General features: G+C 57.3%; 16 protein-coding genes and 1 tRNA gene. 5 read left to right on the plus strand and 12 right to left on the minus strand.

The features are described from left to right. Window positions 1-237: 237 nt before the first annotated feature. The gene (locus tag BQ17_RS18845; protein ID WP_176722516.1) at window positions 238-954 is read right to left on the minus strand and encodes a polysaccharide deacetylase family protein; all 717 of its coding nucleotides are present in this window, start codon (window positions 952-954) and stop codon (window positions 238-240) included. An 81-nt stretch (window positions 955-1,035) separates the two neighbouring features. On the opposite strand from BQ17_RS18845, the gene BQ17_RS18850 reads away from it, so the two are divergent. Then, window positions 1,036-1,123: transfer RNA gene (locus BQ17_RS18850), tRNA-Ser, on the plus strand. 189 nt (window positions 1,124-1,312) lie between these two features. On the opposite strand, the gene BQ17_RS18855 is transcribed toward BQ17_RS18850, so the two are convergent. Together BQ17_RS18855 and BQ17_RS18860 are read right to left on the minus strand one after the other, a co-directional pair. Continuing rightward, a complete protein-coding gene (locus tag BQ17_RS18855) occupies window positions 1,313-2,026 on the minus strand; it encodes a M48 family metallopeptidase (protein WP_089729762.1) in 714 nt (237 codons plus the stop codon). Then, the gene (locus tag BQ17_RS18860) at window positions 2,023-5,088 is read right to left on the minus strand and encodes a type I restriction endonuclease subunit R (RefSeq protein ID WP_089729764.1); all 3,066 of its coding nucleotides are present in this window, start codon (window positions 5,086-5,088) and stop codon (window positions 2,023-2,025) included. Before BQ17_RS18860 ends, BQ17_RS18855 begins: the two co-directional genes overlap by 4 nt. Window positions 5,089-5,103: 15 nt before the next feature. On the opposite strand from BQ17_RS18860, the gene BQ17_RS18865 reads away from it, so the two are divergent. Further along, window positions 5,104-5,370, plus strand: coding sequence for a hypothetical protein (locus BQ17_RS18865; RefSeq protein ID WP_089729766.1), 267 nt, complete (start codon window positions 5,104-5,106; stop codon window positions 5,368-5,370). An 11-nt stretch (window positions 5,371-5,381) separates the two neighbouring features. On the opposite strand, the gene BQ17_RS18870 is transcribed toward BQ17_RS18865, so the two are convergent. The 4 genes from BQ17_RS18870 to BQ17_RS18885 all read right to left on the minus strand — a co-directional run bounded on the left by BQ17_RS18870 (window position 5,382) and on the right by BQ17_RS18885 (window position 10,886). Further along, the gene (locus tag BQ17_RS18870; RefSeq protein ID WP_256091678.1) at window positions 5,382-6,191 is read right to left on the minus strand and encodes an REP-associated tyrosine transposase; all 810 of its coding nucleotides are present in this window, start codon (window positions 6,189-6,191) and stop codon (window positions 5,382-5,384) included. Continuing rightward, window positions 6,188-7,441 (minus strand): restriction endonuclease subunit S, encoded by a 1,254-nt coding sequence (locus BQ17_RS18875; protein WP_089729768.1) that lies wholly within the window; start codon window positions 7,439-7,441, stop codon window positions 6,188-6,190. The genes BQ17_RS18870 and BQ17_RS18875 overlap by 4 nt, the downstream gene beginning before the upstream one ends. Then, window positions 7,434-9,155 carry a type I restriction-modification system subunit M gene (locus BQ17_RS18880; RefSeq protein ID WP_089729770.1) on the minus strand — a complete coding sequence of 574 codons (1,722 nt, stop codon included), beginning with the start codon at window positions 9,153-9,155 and terminating at the stop codon, window positions 7,434-7,436. The genes BQ17_RS18875 and BQ17_RS18880 overlap by 8 nt, the downstream gene beginning before the upstream one ends. Window positions 9,156-9,383: 228 nt before the next feature. Then, the gene (locus BQ17_RS18885) at window positions 9,384-10,886 is read right to left on the minus strand and encodes an NAD(P)H-hydrate dehydratase (protein WP_089729776.1); all 1,503 of its coding nucleotides are present in this window, start codon (window positions 10,884-10,886) and stop codon (window positions 9,384-9,386) included. A 524-nt stretch (window positions 10,887-11,410) separates the two neighbouring features. Between BQ17_RS18885 and BQ17_RS18890 the strand changes: the two genes are divergently transcribed. After that, the gene (locus BQ17_RS18890; protein ID WP_089729777.1) at window positions 11,411-12,631 is read left to right on the plus strand and encodes a beta-ketoacyl synthase N-terminal-like domain-containing protein; all 1,221 of its coding nucleotides are present in this window, start codon (window positions 11,411-11,413) and stop codon (window positions 12,629-12,631) included. A gap of 309 nt (window positions 12,632-12,940) precedes the next feature. After that, window positions 12,941-14,251 (plus strand): citrate synthase, encoded by a 1,311-nt coding sequence (locus BQ17_RS18895; protein ID WP_089729779.1) that lies wholly within the window; start codon window positions 12,941-12,943, stop codon window positions 14,249-14,251. A gap of 228 nt (window positions 14,252-14,479) precedes the next feature. Here the strand turns inward: BQ17_RS18895 and BQ17_RS18900 are convergent, their stop codons facing one another. Then, the gene (locus tag BQ17_RS18900; protein WP_089729781.1) at window positions 14,480-16,060 is read right to left on the minus strand and encodes a hypothetical protein; all 1,581 of its coding nucleotides are present in this window, start codon (window positions 16,058-16,060) and stop codon (window positions 14,480-14,482) included. Between the two features lie 252 nt (window positions 16,061-16,312). Here BQ17_RS18900 and BQ17_RS18905 point away from each other — a divergent pair, with 252 nt between their 5' ends. After that, window positions 16,313-16,723: a type II toxin-antitoxin system death-on-curing family toxin gene (locus BQ17_RS18905; RefSeq protein WP_089729783.1), complete on the plus strand. Its 411-nt coding sequence runs from the start codon at window positions 16,313-16,315 to the stop codon at window positions 16,721-16,723. Here the strand turns inward: BQ17_RS18905 and hisD are convergent. The 4 genes from hisD to BQ17_RS18925 form a co-directional block, all read right to left on the minus strand. Then, window positions 16,611-17,912, minus strand: coding sequence for a histidinol dehydrogenase (hisD, locus tag BQ17_RS18910; protein WP_089729785.1), 1,302 nt, complete (start codon window positions 17,910-17,912; stop codon window positions 16,611-16,613). The genes BQ17_RS18905 and hisD overlap by 113 nt on opposite strands. Before the next feature lie 73 nt (window positions 17,913-17,985). After that, complete coding sequence (hisG, locus tag BQ17_RS18915) at window positions 17,986-18,642, minus strand: ATP phosphoribosyltransferase (protein ID WP_089729787.1); 657 nt, start codon at window positions 18,640-18,642, stop codon at window positions 17,986-17,988. A gap of 26 nt (window positions 18,643-18,668) precedes the next feature. Further along, entirely contained in the window at window positions 18,669-19,928 is a 1,260-nt protein-coding gene (gene murA, locus BQ17_RS18920) for a UDP-N-acetylglucosamine 1-carboxyvinyltransferase (protein WP_089729793.1), read from the minus strand. A 40-nt stretch (window positions 19,929-19,968) separates the two neighbouring features. Continuing rightward, window positions 19,969-20,601, minus strand: a complete 633-nt coding sequence (locus tag BQ17_RS18925) for an MlaC/ttg2D family ABC transporter substrate-binding protein (protein ID WP_089729789.1) — start codon at window positions 20,599-20,601, stop codon at window positions 19,969-19,971. Between the last annotated feature and the right edge of the window lie 602 nt (window positions 20,602-21,203).

Consider the following 21,203-nt stretch of genomic DNA (forward strand, 5'->3'; position numbering starts at 1 on the left):
CGCCGCGTGGGAACGCAGAAGCTCCGCGCCGCGGAGTGTCTCGGAAACTCGTAGCCGCTGCTGCATGGGCCTGATGTACTTGATTTTCATGAGGATTCAGCTCAATTGAGAATGTCCCCTAGCGTGCTACCCGGTGGGCACAGCCCACCCTACGTCCACGATTCTCCTTCGCTGCACCTGGCCGGCAGTCGCATGCTTGTCTGTCCGGCACGCAGCCACGGATCGATCCTACCGGAATCATGCAGGCCCATTCTTCACCCGGGCGGGTTGGACGGCACGGATGGCGCGCACATAGTCCGCAACCTCAATCGCAGTCGCGTACCAGATATCGCTCCGGCCACCGAGCCTTTGCAGCAGGGCTTCCATGTAGGCCCAGCTGTTGGTCGGCTCCTCGGAGTCGAGTTCCCAACTATGGCCATAGATGAAGAATAGGGCCGGATGCTGGTCCGGCAGATCCAAAAACATCTCGGCAAGCTCGCCTGCGGCGCTGTGGTGACAGCTCGGGTTCCATGCCAACAGATCGGCGGGTAGGCGAAAATCACGGGTCTGGTCCGCGGTCCGTGCGTAAGCGATGCCGAGCTCACCCAGCACCTCGATGACGGTGGCATTATGCGCGCCGAAGGGGTAGGCGTGCCCGCGCACGTCTCGGCCCAGGAGTTGCGAGAGTGCCGCGCGGTCGTTTCCGACCTCGGCGGCGATCGCGGTCCTGGACAGGGAATCCAGGTAGGGGTGGCTGACCGAATGGGTAGACACCTCATGACCGGCGTACAGGGAGGCGACTTCCTCCGGGTCGATGTGATCCGGTCGGCCAAGGCACCCCGAGCTGAGGTGGAAGGTTCCGCGAACCCCGTGGCGTCCCAGGAGCTCGATCAAGCGGCGGTCCTGGACGGGACCGTCGTCCATGCTCAGGACCAGGGCCTTGCCGAGGCCACCGGGGAACAGGAAGTTTGACATAGGTTGGTCCATGGTCGTACTTTCGATATCCTTCTCAAAGCGGATTTAGGGACAGCCGGTCCCGATGCAGAACCATGCTCTGGAGAGGTGGCTGAGCGGCCGAAAGCGGCGGTCTTGAAAACCGTTGACCCGTAAGGGTCCGGGGGTTCGAATCCCTCCCTCTCCGCCATTATCGCAAAATAATTGATAAATCAATAATTTAAATCCACGTCAAATCCTTGAATTCACTGGTGCGACACAAAGGGCACCACAATGGGTTCAAGGAACCCCGCAAATCCTGCCTATCTCACGCAGTCCCGAGGCGTAGCTGATAAAGGATGCGGGAATATGGTCAGGCTTCATCAGTGCGACCTAATATTTACACATCCAACCAGCGTCCATTGACCTTCAGCCACTCCTTCGACTCCGCATAGTCCGGCAACACCCGTTCCACGCACTTCCAAAATTCGGGACTGTGGTTGTGGTGGTGAAGGTGGCAGAGTTCATGGACCACCAGGTAATCTACAATCCGGTTCGGGGCAATGATGGCTTTCCAGTTGAACGCCAGGTTGCCCTTGGTGCTACAGCTTCCCCAACGTCCTGAGAAGGTCTTGATGCCCACGGATGAAGGAGACACCCGCACCACCTTGGCATACCGCTGTACCTTCTGCTGTAATTTCTGAAGGGCATGCTCCCGGTACCATTCGGTCAAGGCACCGTGCAGGTACCGGTCCCGTTTCCGCACTGACGGGGATACCTGCACCACCAACCTGCCACCCTGCAGCTTCACGGACTTGGCGGTACCGGATTCCACCTTCAGCCGGTAGTTGCGTCCCAGATAGGTGAAGCACTCCCCGCTGACGTACTCCTTCGGCTTGGGTGGCTGGTGTTTTCGGTAGAGTAGCAGCTTCTCCCGTATCCACCGGGTCTTACGACTCACCAGTGCTTGCACCTTGTCCGTGCTTGTGCGCCGGGGCACCACCACTGAGACCTTGCCTTCCACTACCTTGACGGTTGCTGTCTTCCTGCGGTCTGTTCTGATGACTTCGGCATCGAATCCCTTGCCGTGGATAAATTCCGCGGTCTGGATCATGGCTGGTACTTGACCTTAGCCAGTTCCATGAACCTGTCCATGACCGCAGTTCGAATGTCTGGGACATCAAACGATGTATCCATGATTCTTCGCTTGATGTTCTTCTTCATGCGTTTGACTTCATCCTGCTTCTTGAAGAAGTCTACGATATTGGTGGCTTCATCCAGCATGGTCACCAAATCCTTGGTCACGGCAATGGCTTCTTCATGGGTAGCTTCATCCAAAGATTCATCTCCACGAACACGGGCAACTTCAGCCATCAGGATATTGTGGAAGGCGAACTGGGTTTCCGACAGCCCAAGGTCTCCAGCCTGTTGCTCCCGGTTCTTCTCAATGTTGTCCCGGAAGTCCATCAGCAGTTGCACCAGTTCGTCCCAATGCTCCTGATGCTTCCGGATAATCGCTTTCAGCTTGTCCGATAGGGATTTGTAATACTCCGGGTCATCATCTAGGTTCACGTCAATGTGGTGCTTGATAGCATGCTCAATTTCCGATGCCTTGGCACGGTCGGATTTGTGTTCGTTGACCTTTTCTCTGAAGTCCCTAGCAAGTAAATCAACCGGCGGTATCTTGGGGTCCACTCCGGTGGCACGGATGTGTTCGTCAATCAGTGCCCGGACCTTCTCACCCACCCCCGCAAGGTCAAGCTGGGAGTCCCGGTACAGATTCCGGGCACCCTGGTTTATCTTGCCCAAGAACTTCAGGTCCGCAAGGTAAGGCTGTGCTGCCGGGTCCGGCATGATGATGTCCATCTGCCTGGCAAACAGCTTGAAGTCAATCTCGAACTGCTGGCGCACAGCATCGTCTGCCAGTGCCAGCACACAGGCATCAATGTCGTTTTTGTCCACGTCCTTGAAGTGCCGCATCACACGGGTGTGTGCCGCCTTCAGCTTGGGAATCTCGTCCTTCAGGTCCTTGAGGGCGCCGGTAACGTCTTCCGTGCTGAACATCTCCAAGGCTTCCGCCAGATAGTCGGACAAGCCGTAGTAGTCCACGACGAAGCCACGGGACTTGCCGGGGTAGGTCCGGTTCACCCGTGCGATTGCCTGAAGCAGCGTGTGTTCTCGCAGTTTCTGGTCCAGATACATGACTTGACAGACCGGGGCATCGAAGCCGGTCAGCAGCATGTCCTTGACCACGATGAAACTCAGCGGATGTTCAGCAATAGGTTTCTTGAAGTGCTCAATCGCCTGTTTTTGCTGCGTGGGGTCCGTGTACGGGGTGTAGAAGGCTTCATCGTTGTGACTGCCGGAGATAATGCACTCGGACGGTGGTGCACCCAGTTCGTTTAAGGTCTGCTTGTACAGCACTGCGGCACGTCTGGATGAGGTGACAATCATGGCCTTGAAGCCGTTGGGCCGGATGTGTTCCCGGTAGTGCTTGAGCAGATCTATGCAGACCCAGCGGATACGTTGCGGCGCTTCCAGCACAGCCAGCTCGGTGCCGTGCTTTCGCCTGATAGTGGCTTTCTCTTCATCGGACTTGTCAGCAAAGTACTCTTCAAACAGCATATCCAGCGAGTCCCCGGTGACCTTGGTCCGGGCCTCCCTGCCTTCGTACAGGATTTGCACCGTGGCACCATCGGCAACAGCCTGTTCGATGGTGTACTGGTCAATGTAGGTCCCGAATTCGTTGTTCGTCTTGCGGGACTTAATCAGGGGAGTCCCCGTGAAGGCTATCTTCGGTGCATTCGGCAGACCCCTGTTGATAGCAACCCCCAGCGTCCCATACTGGGTGCGGTGGGCTTCGTCAGCCAGCACGACGATACGGTCAGATTCGTTCAGCACCGGAAAATCGAAATCGTCTTCCCCTTCCTGAAACTTCTGCATCATGGCTGTCACAAGATCTGACGAGTCCTTCTGAAGCAGTTCCTTCAGGTTGGCTACCGAGTCGGCATGGTAGACCGTCTCCCCCTGTGCCCGTTGGAAGGTGTTGGTTAGCTGCCGGTCAAGCTGGATCCGGTCAGTGATGAAGACCAGCTTGTAGTCCCGCAGGTCCGGGTCTCTCCGCAGTTTCACGGCAAGGAAGACCATCGTCAGGGACTTGCCGGACCCTTGGGTATGCCAGATGACACCCCCTTTCTCCTTGCGGGTCTTGCCGGTCTTCAGCCGGTGGATGGTCTTGTGAACTGCCCGGTACTGCTGGTACCGGGCAAGTTTCTTCATGGTTTGACCGTCCAGGGTCTCGAACACGGTGAAGTTCCGAATCAGGTCAAGGAAGTTCTGCCGGTTGAAGATACCGGCTATCAGGACTTGCTGGGAGTTGACCAGACTATAACCAGCGGGCCGTTCCGCTACCTTCAGGTCTTCTTCCCCATAGACGGGCTGATTGGCTGCATCCGGCTGAAGCTGCGCCGCAAGCCGGTCAAGGGTCAGGGGATAGGGGTCCTTCCACTCAAGGTAATCCTCCATGCGGCTGCTGAGGGTGCCCACCCGTGCCCGGTCCCGGTGGGTGCTGACCATGATTTGGTTGTACCAGAACAACCGTTCAGCCCCTTCATCTTCGTGGGGTTGTCTGCGGTTGGCGTAGCGAAGAAGCTGGTTGATACCGGCTTCCATCGGGTTGGTGATGTAGGGAGACTTGCACTCGATGACCGCAAGCGGCAAGCCGTTCACGAACAGCACAATGTCCGGGATGATGCTCTGGTGGGGTCCTTCCACCTTGTACTGGTTGACGCACAGGAATTCGTTGTTGTCCGGGTTCTCGAAATCTATGATTCTGACCGTCTGCCCCTTCCTGCCCTTGCCAAGGTCCTGCTCCACGCTGATGTAGTTCACCAGCATTTCCCATAGGGTCTGGTTGGTCTCAATCAGAGTGGGATGTTCAACGCCTTGAAAACGAAGGTCCCGGACAACCTTGCGGAGATTTTCTTCGCTAATCCACGGGTTGATTCGCCGGATAGCGGTGGTCAGCCGGTGTTCCAGTACCACATCCTTGTAATACTGCCGTTCATCCGTAAGTTCAGGAGACCACTTCTGTCCGTGGACGTAACCCCATCCCAGAGATTGCAACTGCCGGATGGCGGGGTTTTCCACATTTTCAGATTCGTCACTCGTTGACATGGGTCATCTACAAATATGTCTTGTTTCAAAAGCCGTCTGAAAGACGGCGGTCCCAGCCGGCCCGGGACCGCCGACATTCTGTCGGCCCCTGGGACCGCCGACATTTTGTCGGTCCCTGGAACCGCCGACATTTTGTCGGCTCCTGGGATCGCCGACATTTTGTCGGTCCCTGGAACCGCCGACATTTTGTCGGCTCCTGGGATCGCCGGCATTTTGTCGGTCCCTGGAACTACCGACATTCTGCCGGCCCCTGGGATCGCCGACATTTTGTCGGCCCTTTAAACTCCCTTCGTTTAACCGGTGCGATAATGCACACTGCTGAACAACCACTCCTCCGCCCGGTGAACCAGCCCCGCCTTCACCGGATTATGTTCAACATAAAAGATCAACCGTTCATAATGTTCCGCATTACGCACATAACGGTCAAAATAATCGCGGTGCCAGAAAGCACCATGACGTCCCAGCCGTTTATTCGCTTCCCGGGCACTGTACGACTTCCACGATTGCACAATCTTGTACAACGGGTAACCATTAAACGTCTCTATCACGACATGAACATGGTTCGGCATGACACACCAGGCCAATAAGCGGTAACGTTTCCCGTCGAAATACCAGAGACTCTGTTGCACAATTTCCGCAATCTCAGGCTGACGCAGCCAGCATGCGCCGTACCCTGCATCCATATAGGTCTCTATCCGGCGACGTTTTTGTGTGTCCGTGATGTAGCGGCTGTGGACCTGTTCTTCCAGATTTCTGACAACATCCGCAGGCAATGCGTCGTGCAGGCGAAAGGTGACCGATTGATAAATCTCCGGGGCATCGAGGTGAGGCAGATAGTTGCGGGAATACCAGCCTTTGGGTTCATCTGCTCTGACGGTTGCCGACAGCTGGTCATTGGGTCCGTAGGCCGTCTGGAAGACGGCGGTCCCAGCCGGCCCGGGACCGCCGACATCCTGTCGGCCCCTGGGACCACCGACATCTTGTCGGCTCCTGGGACCACCGACATTCTGTCGGCCCTTGGGACCGCCGACATCTTGTCGGCTCTTCTGGCTATCGGGTAGAGCCTGAATGCCGAGTTGCCGGCCCAAATGGACATCAGTCATGCTTGTCCGTCCGTTTTGACCCTGACCTTGCCGGTGAGGAGATCTTGCATGAGGGCTTTCTTCAGGTTTTGCAGCTTGCCGATTTGCGCTTCGGTCTTTTCGATGGCTGCATCGACCGAAGTGAGGATGGCTGCGATTTTGCGTTGTTCGAGCTTGGGTGGTAGAAGAATGTTAAGCCCAGAAACGATACTGGTGTTGAGGTTGCCTTGGGTTCCAGTTTGTCTCTGTGATGAAAGGTAATCTTCTTTCTCTGCGAGAAAGTAATAGAAGAATTCCCTATCAATGTCTTGCTGAAGATTATCAAACCAAACGAAACCGTCATGAATGCAAGCATCAGTTCTAACTATTATGGGTCTGCCAATCGTGGCACAGATACTAAGTATTATTTCTCCCTTCTCAATCTTGACGCTTTTAGCAACACCTTCGTCCGAAAGATAGTCAGTGGTTTTGTACAGATACTTTCGGGATATTGTAACATCGGAAATGCGAACCCATCCTGTGGTTCCACCCCACCACTTGGGATCTCTAATTGGTCTCGGTGAAGCACCACGCTTTACGGTAGCCACTTGTCCAACTGTGCTGAGTTCCCACCCCTTCGGAATCCTGCCAACCGGACTGTCCTTGAACTCCGTGTGACCGATGCCTTTGGTCAGCAATTCCTGCATCATGCCTTTCTTCAAGTCTTGCAGCTTGCTGATTTGTGCTTCGGTCTTCTCGATGACTTCATCGACCGAAGTGAGGATGGATGCAATTTTTTGTTGTTCGGGTTTGGGGGGTGTAAGTAGCTTTATGCTGGATAGTGCACCACGGGAGATTCGTGTTCGTGTCGTACCGCTGGCATTTATTTCAATCTGCCTACGGAAATCCGGGGAGTTAATTGCCGACATAAGCCAATAGTGGTCGGCAGCATTAGTTCGAATTATTGCAACGTCCACAACGGTAGCTGACCGTTGGTGCACTCCTGGAAAGAGACATGCTCTTCCAAGTGGGTCTGGCATCCGTGCTACCAGAATATCTCTTGGCCTCAATGGCGTACATCCCAGCCGGGTGAATTGCTCATCATTCATGAACCGTGCTGATTTGTTCAGGAACCGACCATCACCAATATCCGCAAGCTGGATTAAGCGGTTAGTGCCAGCGGGGTCTTGGTCCTTGCTTTCAACCCAATCTCCATCGGAGAAAAGGGAGTTAGCTTTTGTCAACTTTCCGATGGTTGCGGCTTTCCACCCATCAGGACTCCCTTCACTCATACCCCAACTCCTTCAGATACCCTTTCATGGCTGTTTCAGCTTCTTCAACCTGAGCATCCAGTTCATGCAATGACACCCGGTACTTATCCCACCAGCGTTCCAACTGGATCACTATCTTCGGATCTGCGTCACCAACCTGTTCTCGAATCGCTTCCTTGGACGCAATCTCCGGCTTGAATGCGTAGTAGTCATCACCCTTGCGGTTGAAGACGGTCAGCACGTCAAAGCCGTTCAGGGACTCTTGAACGTATTCGTCTTGCACTTCCCGCACCGGGATGCCCCCGTGTAGGATGGCACGAACGTCAAAGATTTCCGGGGGTGGTGAGGTGTCCGCATACCTGCGGATGTTGAGGTTGTAATCGTTCTCCCGAATCTCGTCCAAGCTGACCACCTTGGCGTACCGCTTCTGGTCTTGGTAGGCGTCAAAGGTGGCAAGGATGTGGTCTATGTCCCGCTGGCGTAGCTTGTTCTGGTTCTTACCTTCTTCGAATTCGAGTTCGGAATTGATGAAGATGACCTTGCCTTTGCGTTCAGCGGGTTTCTGCTTGTTGACGATGAGCAGACATGCCGGGATGCCGGTGCCATAGAAGAGTTGCGGGGGTAGACCGATGACGGCTTCCAATAGGTCATCCTCAAGAATGCCTTTGCGTATGTCTTTCTCACTGGAACCCCGGAACAGGACGCCGTGGGGCATGACCACTCCCATCACGCCTCCGGCATTCAGGGACGCAATCATGTGCTGGACGAAGGCGAGATCTCCGGCATCCTTGGGGGGTGTGCCGTAAGGGAAGCGTCCATAGGGGTCCGCATCGGCTTCCTCCTTGCCCCACTTCTTCAGGCTGAAGGGTGGATTGGCGATGACCCGGTCAAAGGTCATCAGCGTCCCGTTCCGGATGTGCTGGGGTTCTCTCAGGGTGTCTCCCTTGCGAATGTCCGCATTCATGACCCCGTGCAGGAACATGTTCATCTTGCAGATAGCCCAAGTGCCCAAGTTCATCTCCTGTCCGAACAGGGACAGGTTGCGGGGGTTCTCACCGTGGGTGGCAAGATAGTTGCGGGTTTGAACCAACATGCCCCCGGACCCCGCCGTAGGGTCATAGATTCGCATTCCCGCATGGGGCTTGAGCAGGGCAACCAGCAGCTTGACCACTTCGGTGGGGGTGTAGAACTCGCCGCCTTTCTTGCCTGCCGAGTCCGCGAACTGCTTGATGAGGTATTCGTAGGCGGCACCCAGCAGGTCGGGACGGTCGAAGTCTTGGTTGCGTAGCCGGTGCTTGGAAAAGTGGGACAACAGGTCCCGCAGCTTCTTGTCCGGCAGCTTGTTCTTGATGTTGAAATCTATGGAGACCAGCACCCCTTCGAGTGTCGAGTTGTACTCTTCGATGGTTTCCGTGGCTTTGTTGAGTTCTGCCCCAATGTCGTGCTTCAGGTCCTTGAGGTGGTCCCAGCGTCCCCGTTCCGGGACGAAGAAGGTATTGGTGTACTCGTCTTCGTCTCCTGCCAGTGCTTCGGCCTGTGCCTGTGTCTTGCTCTTGGCAACATAGTGGGCAATGACCTTTTCCCGCTCTTCTTCGAAGGCATCGGACAGCCGTTTCAGGAACAGCATCCCGAAGCAGTAGTCCTTGAATTCGCCGGCATCCATTGAGCCACGCAGAATATCCGCGGCTTCCCACAGGAAGGACTCAAGCTGCTGAAGGGTGAGGTTCTCTGCCATGTTGTTCGTGTGGTCTCCCTTGAAGGTCAATCCCGCCGGCTGGTGTCCGGTGCCGGGTCATCGTCCAGCAGGTCGCTGTTCCGTTGCACGTAGGACCACATGTACTCACGCAGGACCCGTGCGGCTGGCTTGTCTTTGGCACGGCAATCAGTATCTTAATTTTTAGACAGCCGCTTAGATTGCTCGCTATCAGCGCGGGAGCGTATCAGGCTCCGGCCTCGGGGTTGTTCACTCGGGATTGATCAGGGGCCGAATCTGCGCCAGCAGATCGCTCGCCAGCAGTCCGCGCTCACCGCCTGCGGCCGCGGTGTCACCGGCCGCGGCATGCAGGCATACGCCGGCGGCGGCGGCGTCCTCGGTACCGAAGCCCTGGGCGATCAGCGCGGCGATCATGCCGGTCAGTACGTCGCCGGTTCCCGCGGTCGCCATGCCGGGGTTGCCGCCGGTGCAGACTCCGGGCGGTTTGTGTGATGGCCCCAGGACGAGGGTCCCCGCGCCTTTCAACACCACCACCCCGCCGAAGCGGTCCCGCAAGCGGCGAATACTGCCGAAGCGGTCCGCCTGGATCGCGTCCGTCTCGGTTCCGAGCAGTCGAGCGGCCTCACCCGGGTGCGGCGTGAGCACCCAGTCGTCCCGACAGGCAGGCGCGGCGGCGAGGAGGTTGAGGGCGTCCGCATCGACCACCAGGGGGTGCCTGGTCTCCAAGACCCGAGCGAGCAGCCGCTCGCCCCAAGCGTCCTTTCCCAGACCCGGTCCGACTGCAATGACGGTGGCCCTTGCGAGTACGGGGTCCAGTTGCGTCGGTACCTCGACCCCCAGGCACATGAGCTCGGGCCGGTTCAGGTTGAGGTAGGGGGCATGATCGGGATGGGTGGCAATGGTCACCAGGCCTGCACCCGTGCGCAGGGCACCCTCCCCCGCCAGCCGCGCCGCACCTGAGTAACCCCGCGCCCCGCCGACCACCAGCACATGCCCGAAGCTCCCCTTGTTGGCGGAGCGTGGTCGGCGCGCAAGGAGCCTAACGAGCTGCGTCCACTCGAGCCGGCGAGCGGAGAGTATGTGCCGGGCATAGACGGTTGCCGGTACCTGGAGGGCGTCGAAGCGGATCTCCCCACAGCAATCGGGTCCGGCGCCGGTGAACATGCCTTGCTTGAGCCCGATAAAGCTGATGGTGGCCTCCGCCCGCACCGCGGTACCCAGGATCCGCCCGAGATCCGAGTGCAGCCCGGAGGGAATGTCGATGGCGATCACCGGGGCAGGGTGCCCATTGATTGCATCGATGGCCTGGGCCCACTCCCCGGCGACTTCCCGCTCCAGCCCCGTGCCCAGGATGGCATCGACGATCAGATCCGTGGATTCGGGCAGCCCTCGAAAGGGTGCGACGATTCCACCCAGTGCTTGAAACCGCGTCGCCATCGTCAGGGCATCCCCCCGCAGCCGTTGTGAATCCCCGAGCTGCAGGACCTGAACCTCGAGCCCGTCGGTCTGCGCGTAACGAGCGACTACATAGCCATCACCGCCGTTATTACCGATACCGCAGACCAGGGTAATGGCACGCGCATCCGGCCAGCGGTGCCGCAGCAATCGGTAAGCAGCACGGCCCGCGCGTTCCATCAGTTCGGCCCCGGGGATCCCGTGATCCTCGATGGCGGTCCGATCGAGCTCACGCACCTGCTCGGCGCGATAGAGGGCATGTGGCAGGCGGTCGGCGTCTGGTATCAGGCGTTGCATCCGTAAGCTCCGGTTTTGACAGCTATCTTACGCATCCTCGGCCAGGATCTTCAAACCCTTATCTCCTCGTCATCGCATGGCCTTCCAGGGCTACCTGTCAGGTCCCGGATAATAATTACGGTTGAAATATAAGCTTTTATCATTCGGTTGCCCTGCATGGCCCTCCTGCCCCAACCCGAAACCAGGGTGCGTTAGAGGCGTCCGTGTTGTAGTCTATCGCCCAAGGACGAGGGCCTGCTGCCGGTCCGCCTGTCTTTCATCGGAAGCCTCGTCCTGGTGGAATGCGCCGACCTGGATGCAATTCGCAGCTGCCTTCCCAGGGGTCGAGCGAGTAACCACCAGGGTGACGAGACAGGCTGGTGGCAAGACGGGCTGTTGGTTATGGTCATGGTCAAGCGTCCGCGACCTATTGGGCTGAATCGAATACTGAGGTGCCGCCAACCGCCCCGGCGGCGGGCCAGCTAGTGGGCAGCCCATGCTTTTTCCCTGGTTTTTCCCCTGAATCGACAAAGAGAAAACAGATTATGTACAGAAGAGTAGTCATAACCGGCGTGGGAATCGTCGGTCCACTCGGTGGCACGAAAGAAGACGTAACGGCAGCGATGATGGAGGGAAAATCCGGCATTGTGTATTGTCCGGAATATAAAGAACGGGGGTTCCGGTCGAATGTGATCGGAGAAATCAAGCGAGGATATCAAGAAGGTCTTTCCCTGAAGGTACATAAATGGATGGGTGAGCAGGCAGGCTGGGCCTATCAAGCGGCAGAATCCGCACTACTGGATGCCGAGCTCCCCGATACTATCCGATCGCATCCCATGACCGGACTGCTCATCGGTGCCGGCGGTCCTTCCACCGAAGATGTGGTCGATGCCGTGAATGCCGCCCTTGAGAAAGGACCGAAAAGGGCGGGTACGCGCTGGGTCCCGAAGACAATGGCGAGCTCCTGCTCTGCCACGGTCGGAACCAGCTTGGAGATCAAAGGAGCGAGCTTCTCGATTTCGTCGGCGTGCGCGACGAGCGCGCACAATATCGGCGAAGCTTGGTGGATGGTGAGGACGGGACGCCAGGATTGCGTGATCGCCGGGGGCGCCGAAGGCCTCCATTGGACCCAATCGGTCATGTTCGATGCCATGCCGGCATTATCGAACTTGAATGATTCCCCGGAAACGGCGAGCCGCCCTTTCGATAAAGACAGGGCCGGCTTCGTTATCAGCGGTGGGGCCGCCATCGTGATTCTGGAGACCCTGGAGAATGCGCTGGCACGCGGGGCCCGGATTTACGGAGAGATCGTCGGTTACGGCGCTACCTCCGATGGACACCACATGACCGAGCCCTCCGGTGAGGGTGCCGTCAGGGCCATGCGGATAGCGATGGAGGGGATAAACCCGAAGGATGTCGATCTGATCAGTCCCCATGCGACGAGCACGCCGGTAGGAGACGCGAAAGAGGCAGAGGCGATCGTGAGCGTATTCGGCGAGGACGGCCCCTGGGTCACCGCCCCGAAATCGCTTACCGGGCATATGATGGGGGCGGCCGGGGCCGCGGAGCTGATTATGATGCTGCTGATGATAAAGGGACGATTCATCCATGAGTCATTGAATATCCGAGCGGTGGATCTCAAGTGCGCGGGGCTCAAGCTCGCCCGCGAGCGGGTTACCGATATCGATATCAATTATGCGTTGTCGAACTCCTTTGGTTTCGGAGGCACGAACGCATCGCTGTGTGTGAAGAAATTCCAGGATTGATAGCGACTCGGTATGTCCCAATGCCATTAACTTAAGGCCTATGAGGCCGGCTCGTTCGGCTCCCACCGCGTCATTCCGGTAACTGTTGCCGGACTCTCAGGTGCTATGGATAGGTGCCATGGATGGCAAAAATAATGGGGGGGGGGTTGAACAATTACGATGGTTTAACTTAACGGCATTGTGGCGCACCCCCCGTTTTCCGTTTTCGGAGCCGGTCCGGCTGTGCATCCGTAGTGAGGGAGCGACAGTTGTAAGCCGGGCAGGCCCTTACATCGAACAAGATCAAACCTCCATCCGAGGAAAATGAGCATGAAGAAAGATTCCCTTTCCATCACCGACAACCGCAGCGGCAAAACCTACGAGATCCCGATAGAAAACGGCAGTATCCGTGCCCCCGACCTGCGCCAGATCAAATTGGACCCCGATGATTTCGGGATCATGAGTTACGACCCCGCCTACATGAACACGGCGGCCTGTGCCAGCTCGATCACCTACATCGACGGGGAAAAGAGCATCCTCAGATATCGGGGCTATCCTATCGAAGAGCTGGCCGAAAAGAGCAGCTTTCTCGAGTGCGCCTATCTCCTGCTCTATGGTGAATTACCGACCAAGGAAGAGCTCGAGCATTGGACCAACCGCATCATGCGGCATACCTATATCCACGAGAACCTGGTCCAGATCATCGAATCCTTCCGCTACGACGCCCACCCGATGGGGATCCTGATCAGCTCGGTAGCCGCCATGTCCACGTTTCATGCGGAGGCCAGGGACGTGAACGACCCCGAGATTCGGGAAAAGCAGATCTGGCGTATTCTCGGAAAGCTGCCGACGATTGCCGCCTTTGCCTATCGGGTCCGCATCGGCCGGCCCCATAACTACCCGGATATCAGCCGGGGGTACGCCGGCAATTTCCTCTACATGCTCGATTACATGAACGAGCGTGACTATGAGGTGCCTCCGGCCCTATCCCGGGCCTTGGATGTGTTGTTTCTGCTGCATGCCGATCACGAACAGAATTGCTCCACCGCTACCATGCGCAGTGTCGGTTCCTCACGGGTAGACCCCTACAGTGCAGTCGCGGCTGCCGCCGCCGCCCTGTTCGGCCCCCTGCACGGCGGCGCCAATGAAGCCGTCTTAAGGATGCTGGAGGAAATCGGCTCCGTAGCCGCCGTTCCCGCATACGTCGAGCGGGTCAAGAAGGGCGAAATCCGGCTCATGGGTTTCGGTCATCGCGTCTACTCCAGCTATGACCCGCGGGCCAGCATCATCAAGAAGGTGGCCTATGACGTATTCGAAGTGACCGGCGGCAATCCACTGATCGATATCGCCCTGGAGCTGGAGCGAATCGCATTGGAGGATGACTATTTCATCTCCTACAAGCTGTACCCCAATGTAGATTTCTACAGTGGGATCATCCTGCAGGCCATGCGCTTCCCTACCGACATGTTTCCCGTGCTGTTCGCCATCCCACGGGCCGCGGGCTGGCTGGCGCAATGGACGGAAATGCTGAATGACCCCGCGCAGAAGATCTCCCGGCCCCGGCAGATCTATACGGGGTATGCGCAAAGGTCATACGTTCCCATGGAAGAACGGACCTCCCCGCGAACGACTAGAACCTAGTACGGATGCTCCCTCTCAACTCAATGCCATTTACCGGTCGCCAAACAAGAGGAGAAACGACGAATCACGCGAATCCGCGCGAAATTGTCATCCCGGACCGAAGGGAGGGATCTTTTTCGCGCCGATGCGTGCGCTTCGTCGTTTTCTCTTGCGCATCCTGATCGACCACGACAAGCGGTCAGCAGCTAACTTAATGGCATTGAGCTTTTCGTTGTTTACACTTAAATATTAACCACTACCCTTTAGCCAACCCCTAATTTCATCTTCGTATTTATAACCTCGACTCCGCAACAAATCATCCGTTCCAAAATCATCCTTTACAAAAAAGAAAAAGTCAGGTTTATATTTGGCCAGGATATAAGGACTATCACTTTTCCTATGCCCCGGCCAATAGTTTCTAAAATCTTCAGGGAGTAGAGCATTCATTCCGGCAATTGTCTTTTCATTGTATCCTAAAAGATCCACCATTCGAAAATCCGTAAAATAGGCCGGAATACCAGCCCAAACAGTCGCCACAATAGACGCCGGTTGTAACCAGGCTTGCAATTCCATAGATTTGCTAATAATCCGTCTAAGACCGGCAATATAAGTAGGGTGTTGGATAACAGTAAGTTTCTTGAACTCTGCTTCAAGACCCCAGCGAGACAGAAAAAAACCATTAAAAAACAAAGAAAAGACAAGTGAGACGGAAATTATCACGGCGCGATCCCGAGATAGCGATGGTTTTTTGCTTTGATCCAAATAGCTCAATCCCTGGTTCAACAATGCGTTGAACAATACGAATAACATGGGCATGGCAACGGTGACAAATCGATTCGCACCGACATTGGTATACTCCCAGACATCACCGCCGACATAGATCGAGTAACCGAAACAGATTCCAATAATCAAGAGCGGTAACCCGAGCTTTGGTCGGATCCGCACGAGCGGTATGGTGCCGGCTATGATGAGAAGAAGGGGTATTGATATCGGAAGAAAAAAAATATTGACGAAAACATACAGTCCTCTCAGAGCACGAATCTCGAGAGGAACCCCCGTCAGCTTCAGATAGTAGGTATTCGGAAGCAGCTCATGAAAATATATCCAGCGGAAGATTGAATATGACACAATCGTCATACCGAAAATCGTAAAGCCAATCAACCAGGAGCGCTTATTTACATGGATAAAGCCAGGTTGGTAAGCAATGAAACCGAGAATGACCAAAACCAACAGCAGCATATCCATCCGTACCAGATAAGCAACCGCAAACAGCGAAAGCAGCGTAATGGGACTGGATCTCTTTTCGATGACATTGAAGGCAAGATAAACAGATAAAGTAACCAAGAGCACTTGTAATCCGGTCTCCATCCCCTGGAAGGCCCAGAAGTTCAGGGGATAGTAAGAAGCGGTAAGCGCAGCAGCCGGAAACCAGTATCTTTTCGCCCCGAAGCCGAAGTGAGTGACCATCAACTCACGTATCATCAATATGTTAAGGGCCAATAATATCATTGAAAAAATCTGAATGAACAGGCTTTTGTAGTTGAGCCCAACAGGCAATGCATTGACGGGGATCATCAAGAATGTCCACAGTGGAGTAGTAAATCCCTCCACGGGTTCTCCGAACCTGGCCCAGTTGAGACCATATCCATTGACCAGGTTCTTTGCGTACGCCATCGATATCATGGCGTCATCGAGAAGACAAAAATAGCGGATATCGTCGATCGTAAATGATGTTCTATAGATAAACCAAATAGACCAAGGAAAAAAGAATAAGAAGATCAGAATCGGACGATCGATGTCGATAGCCGCCTTGAGCCACTTGGATTTCATACCGATTTCAATCCTTTATTTGCTTGTAGAGATTTGATGTGAGTTGCCGACTTAACCGATAGTTTTGACATTTTTCACCTTATCCGTCTGGCATGGGCATCAGGTCCAGGTCACGCCGCCCGCAGTGGTGCCACTTCATCTTCTGTAACAAAGGGTGCGCCAATATCTTGTAAGTGTCGGGACCCGACAGATTTCGAGTCCCAGATTCAAGCTGTTGAAAAGATACCGCAATGCCTTTCGTGAACTTGCCAAATGACCGAGCCTCGATGGATCTTGGATGAAGTTGCCATTTCAGTTCATGGAATGCTGCTTGCTGAGCACGGTGGAAGTTCAGGTATCCGTGACAAAGGTCTTCTTGAATCCGGCTTAGCAAGATCCCGGCAGCTTTTCTCCTATGAGCCACAATCATCGGTCTTTGAACTTGCTGCCGCTTATGGTTTTGGCTTGACGAAGAATCATCCTTTCGTTGATGGTAACAAACGCACTGCGCTTGCAGTGACAGCAATATTCCCGGAAATGAGGTCTTGTTTTCTGCGGTCTGACATCGGAGCTACGCATTCCCTCGATACTCAGCGGAGCGTGCGTGCGCGGTCAGGCCCTCCCCGCGGGCCAGGACCGAGGCCGTCCGCGCCAGGGCCTCGGCACCCTGGGCGGAGGCCATAATCAGGCTCGAGCGCTTCTGGAAGTCGTAGACCCCGAGCGGCGAGGAGAAGCGGGCGGTGCGCGAGGTCGGCAGCACATGGTTCGGCCCGGCACAGTAGTCGCCCAGGGCTTCGGCCGTATAGCGTCCCATGAAGATGGCCCCGGCATGACGGATCTCGGGGACCAGTGTCTCCGGGTGTTCCACCGAGAGCTCCAGGTGCTCGGGCGCTATCCGGTTGACGATCCTGACCGCTTCTTCCAGGTTCCGACTCCGGATCAGGGCGCCGCGTCGGCCTAGGGCGGCCGTGATGACGTCCCGGCGTTCCATGGTCGGCAGCAGGCGGTCGATGGCGGCCATGACACGGTCCAGAAATTCCCCGTCCCAAGACAGGAGGATGGCCTGGGCATCCTCGTCGTGCTCGGCCTGGGAGAAGAGATCCATGGCGATCCAGTCCGGGTCCGTCCCGCCGTCACACAGCACCAGGATCTCCGAGGGACCGGCGACCATATCGATGCCGACTTGGCCGAAGACAGCGCGCTTTGCCGTGGCCACATAGATGTTCCCCGGACCCACGATCTTATCCACCGCAGGCATTCGCTCGGTCCCATAGGCCAAGGCCGCCACCGCCTGGGCACCGCCGATGGCGAATACGCGGTCTACCCCGGCGATATGAGCGGCGGTCAGTACCAGGTCGTTGAGCTCTCCCGCCGGCGTTGGTACCACCATGATCAGCTCCGCGACCCCCGCCACCTTGGCCGGAATGGCGTTCATGAGCACTGAGGACGGATAGGCCGCCTTCCCCCCCGGAACATAGAGCCCCACCCGATCTAGCGGGGTCACCTTCTGACCCAACAGGGTGCCGTGGTCGTCGTGAAAGCTCCAGTCCGTGAGCTTCTGGTGTTCCGCGTAGTCATGGATGCGCTTGGCCGCGAGCTCCAAGGCAGCGCGTTCCACCGCGGAAACGCCGTTCCGGGCCTGCTCGATCCTGGCCGCTGGGATTTCCAGGTCCGCGGCGGTTCGGGGTTGCCAGCGGTCGAACCGGCGCGTGTAGTCCAGCAAGGCCGCATCCCCGCCCTCGCGGACGGCCTTGATGATGGCATCCACGCGCTCCTGGATCTCGGCATCGGAGACCGACTCCCAAGCCAACAGGGCCTCGAGACGCTGTTCGAAATCCCGGTCCGCAGTGGACAAGCGACTAATTTCAGCCATTTTCAAATCCGGTCGGGGATGATTCTTTTGCCGCAAATGAACGCGAATCAACGCAAATCGGTCGAAATCCGCATTAGCCCCGCACTGTTGGATTTTGCTCGACCGCCGCGCACAGTAGGGCCAGCAGGGCCATTACGGACGCGTGCTTCATCTTCCAGGCCGCCTTGTTGACCACCAGCCTGGCGCTGATGTTCGCGATATGCTCCAGGGGCACCAGTCCGTTGGCCTTGAGGGTGCTGCCGCTCTCTACCAGATCGACGATCAGGTCGGAAAGCCCCACCAGGGGCGCGAGCTCCATAGAGCCGTAGAGCTTGATGATCTCCACCTGTTGCCCCTTGGCCGCGAAATGGCGTTCGGTACTCGCGACATACTTGGTGGCGATGCGTAATCGATCCGAACCCGGGTCTGCGTCCGGCACACCCGCGACCATCAGGCGGCAGCGGGCGATACGCAAATCGAGCGGCTCGTACAATCCGGCGCCCCCGTGCTCCATGAGCACGTCCTTGCCCGCCACCCCCAGGTCCGCGGCACCGTATTGCACGTAAGTGGGCACGTCGCCGGCCCGGATGATCACCAGCTTTACGCGCGGCTGGTTGGTCTCCAAGATCAGCTTACGGCTCTGCTCCGGATCCCCATAGGGCTCGATCCCGGCATGGGCCAGCAGGGGCAACGCCTGCTTGAAGATACGGCCCTTGGACAGGGCGATTGTCAGCGAATCGATGAATTCCATGGGCCTGGGTTATGACATCCGGTCCGTCATCCCGAGATACGGCGGATACGCGCCCCCAGGGTCGCCAGTTTCTCCTCGATGTTGTCGTAGCCGCGGTCGATGTGATAAATGCGGTCCACCAGCGTCTCCCCTTTCGCCACCAGTCCCGCCAGCACCAGACCGGCCGATGCACGCAGGTCGGTGGCCATCACCGGGGCGGCGGTCAGCTGTTCCACGCCACGGCAGACGGCGACGTTTCCCTCCAGCTGGATGTCCGCCCCCATACGCTGCAGCTCCAACACGTGCATGAAACGGTTTTCGAACACCGTCTCGGTAATGGTCCCAACGCCTTCGGCCACGCTGTTCAAGGCACATAACTGGGCCTGCATGTCGGTGGGGAACGCCGGATGCGGAGCCGTGTGCACATCGACCGCTTGGGGGCGCCTCCCCGCCATATCCAACAGGATCCAATCGGGTCCGGTATCGATGCGGGCCCCGGCCTCCCGGAGCTTGATCAGCACTGCATCGAGCAGATCCGGACGCGTATCCCGGCACAGAATGCGCCCCCCGGTAATGGCCGCTGCCACCAAGTAAGTCCCTGTCTCGATACGGTCCGGCAGGACCCGGTAGCTGGTCCCCCCGAGCCGCTCGACGCCCTCCACCCGGATGCGATCGGTACCCGCGCCCCTGATCTTCGCGCCCATGCCGTTGAGGAACTCCGCCAGGTCCGTGATCTCAGGCTCCCGGGCCGCGTTCTCGATCACCGTCTCACCATCGGCCAGGGCGGCGGCCATCATCAGGTTCTCGGTACCCGTCACGGTGACCAGCTCCAGGACCAGCCGGGCACCGTGCAATCGCTCCGCCCGGGCGCGGATATAGCCGTTCTCTACGCTGACCTCCGCGCCCATGGCACGCAGACCCTCGAGGTGCAGATTGACCGGCCGGGCACCGATGGCACAACCGCCGGGGAGAGAGACATCGGCACGCCCGAAGCGCCCCACCAAGGGTCCCAACACCAGGATCGAGGCCCGCATCGTCTTGACCAACTCGTAGGGTGCCGAGAAACGCGTGATCTCCTGTGCATCCGCTTCGATGCACCCGCGTTCCCTGACCCTGAGGATCGCCCCCATAGACCTGAGCAACCCCATCGTGGTCCTGATGTCGCGCAGATGAGGGACATTGATCAGGGTTATCTTGCCGTCGGCGAGCAGGGTACCGGCCAGGATCGGGAGCGCCGCATTCTTGGCGCCGGCAATCCGGACCTCGCCGTTGAGCGATGTGCCGCCGGTGATGAGAAACTTGTCCACCGACTTCAAATGCGCTTTCGGAGGACGATCCGAGTCCCGCTCATTGCTTGCCCTTCGTGTTCATTTCCTTGATACGGCTGATCAGGCCCTCGATGCCGTTGCGGCGAATCTCGGCATTGAAGCTGCCGCGATAGTTCGACACCAGGCTGACACTATCGATTTTCACGTCGAAGACCTTCCAGACCCCGCCCTTCTTGTGGACCTTGTAGTTGACTGGGACAGGGTCCGCACCCGGCTCCCGCACCTCGGTGAAGACCCTCACGGAGGAATGGCGACCGGGCGCCTCCGACAGGTAGCGGATTTTCTGACCGGAGTAATTCAACAGCGCCTTGGCGTAGGTACGAATCAGCAGCTCCTGGAACCCCTGGATCAAGGCCCGTCGCTGAGTCGGAGTCGCCTTGCCCCAATGCTGTTTGCCGACGGCGGCTCGAGTGATCCGCTCGAAGTCGAAGTGGGGAACCAAAATCTGGTCCACCAAGCCGTAGATCCGGGAAGGATTGCGCTCGAGCGCCGGGCGTTGTCGCTCGAGCGCTGCAAGCATGCGCTCGCTGGTCTGTTTTATTGTCGCTGAAGCACTGCCCTTCACCGCTTCAGGTCCGGCGAACACGCTGCCTGCCAGCAGGAGGCCTGCGCACAACACCCATCCTGTAACAGTACGATTGAACCTATTCACTCCGAGCCCTCCTCTGAGAAGTTGTCTGGTTAAAAGTGATCCCGAATTATTTGGCGCTGTTTGGGGGACCGGACGTGTTGCGTTGCGACGCTCAAAGGCTCGCTGATCTTCTGTGGCGCCGGTGCCAGCGTCTTAACGCAACCTACTCCTAGATCGCCCAACCTGCTGCTTGCCCGCGCAGACCTCGCTTTGCGTGGGTTGTGTTAAGCCGCGCGCGAAAGCGCCTGGCGGAGCACGGCGTCGAGTCTGGCGTAACGCAACACGACGCTAGGATCCGTTTTGACCAAACAGCTTCTGATTTACCACCTGCTTCAAGTGCCGGTACCGACCGGGTGTGGCCGATCCGGTCCTCAGCGCGCAGCAATTCCTCGGCGCCTGTGGGTTTCACACCCCCACACTGTTCGCTGAGCAGATCGGCGATCAAACACCCGTGAAGCCAGCGTGGGGAATGGTATCGAATTGTTGCCTGATGTGCAGGTTACGATCGCCTTATAGTTGCTTTTTTTGAGGAAATCATTACCCCTGGTACCCCATTTCGCCTTATTTTGCGTTCTCAGCGAGGCGAGAAGCGGTCAGATGCGAGGCGCGCGAGCGCAGGAATA

The sequence above is a fragment of the Candidatus Thiosymbion oneisti genome (assembly GCF_900092655.1).
Lineage (GTDB): Bacteria > Pseudomonadota > Gammaproteobacteria > Chromatiales > Chromatiaceae > Thiosymbion > Thiosymbion oneisti.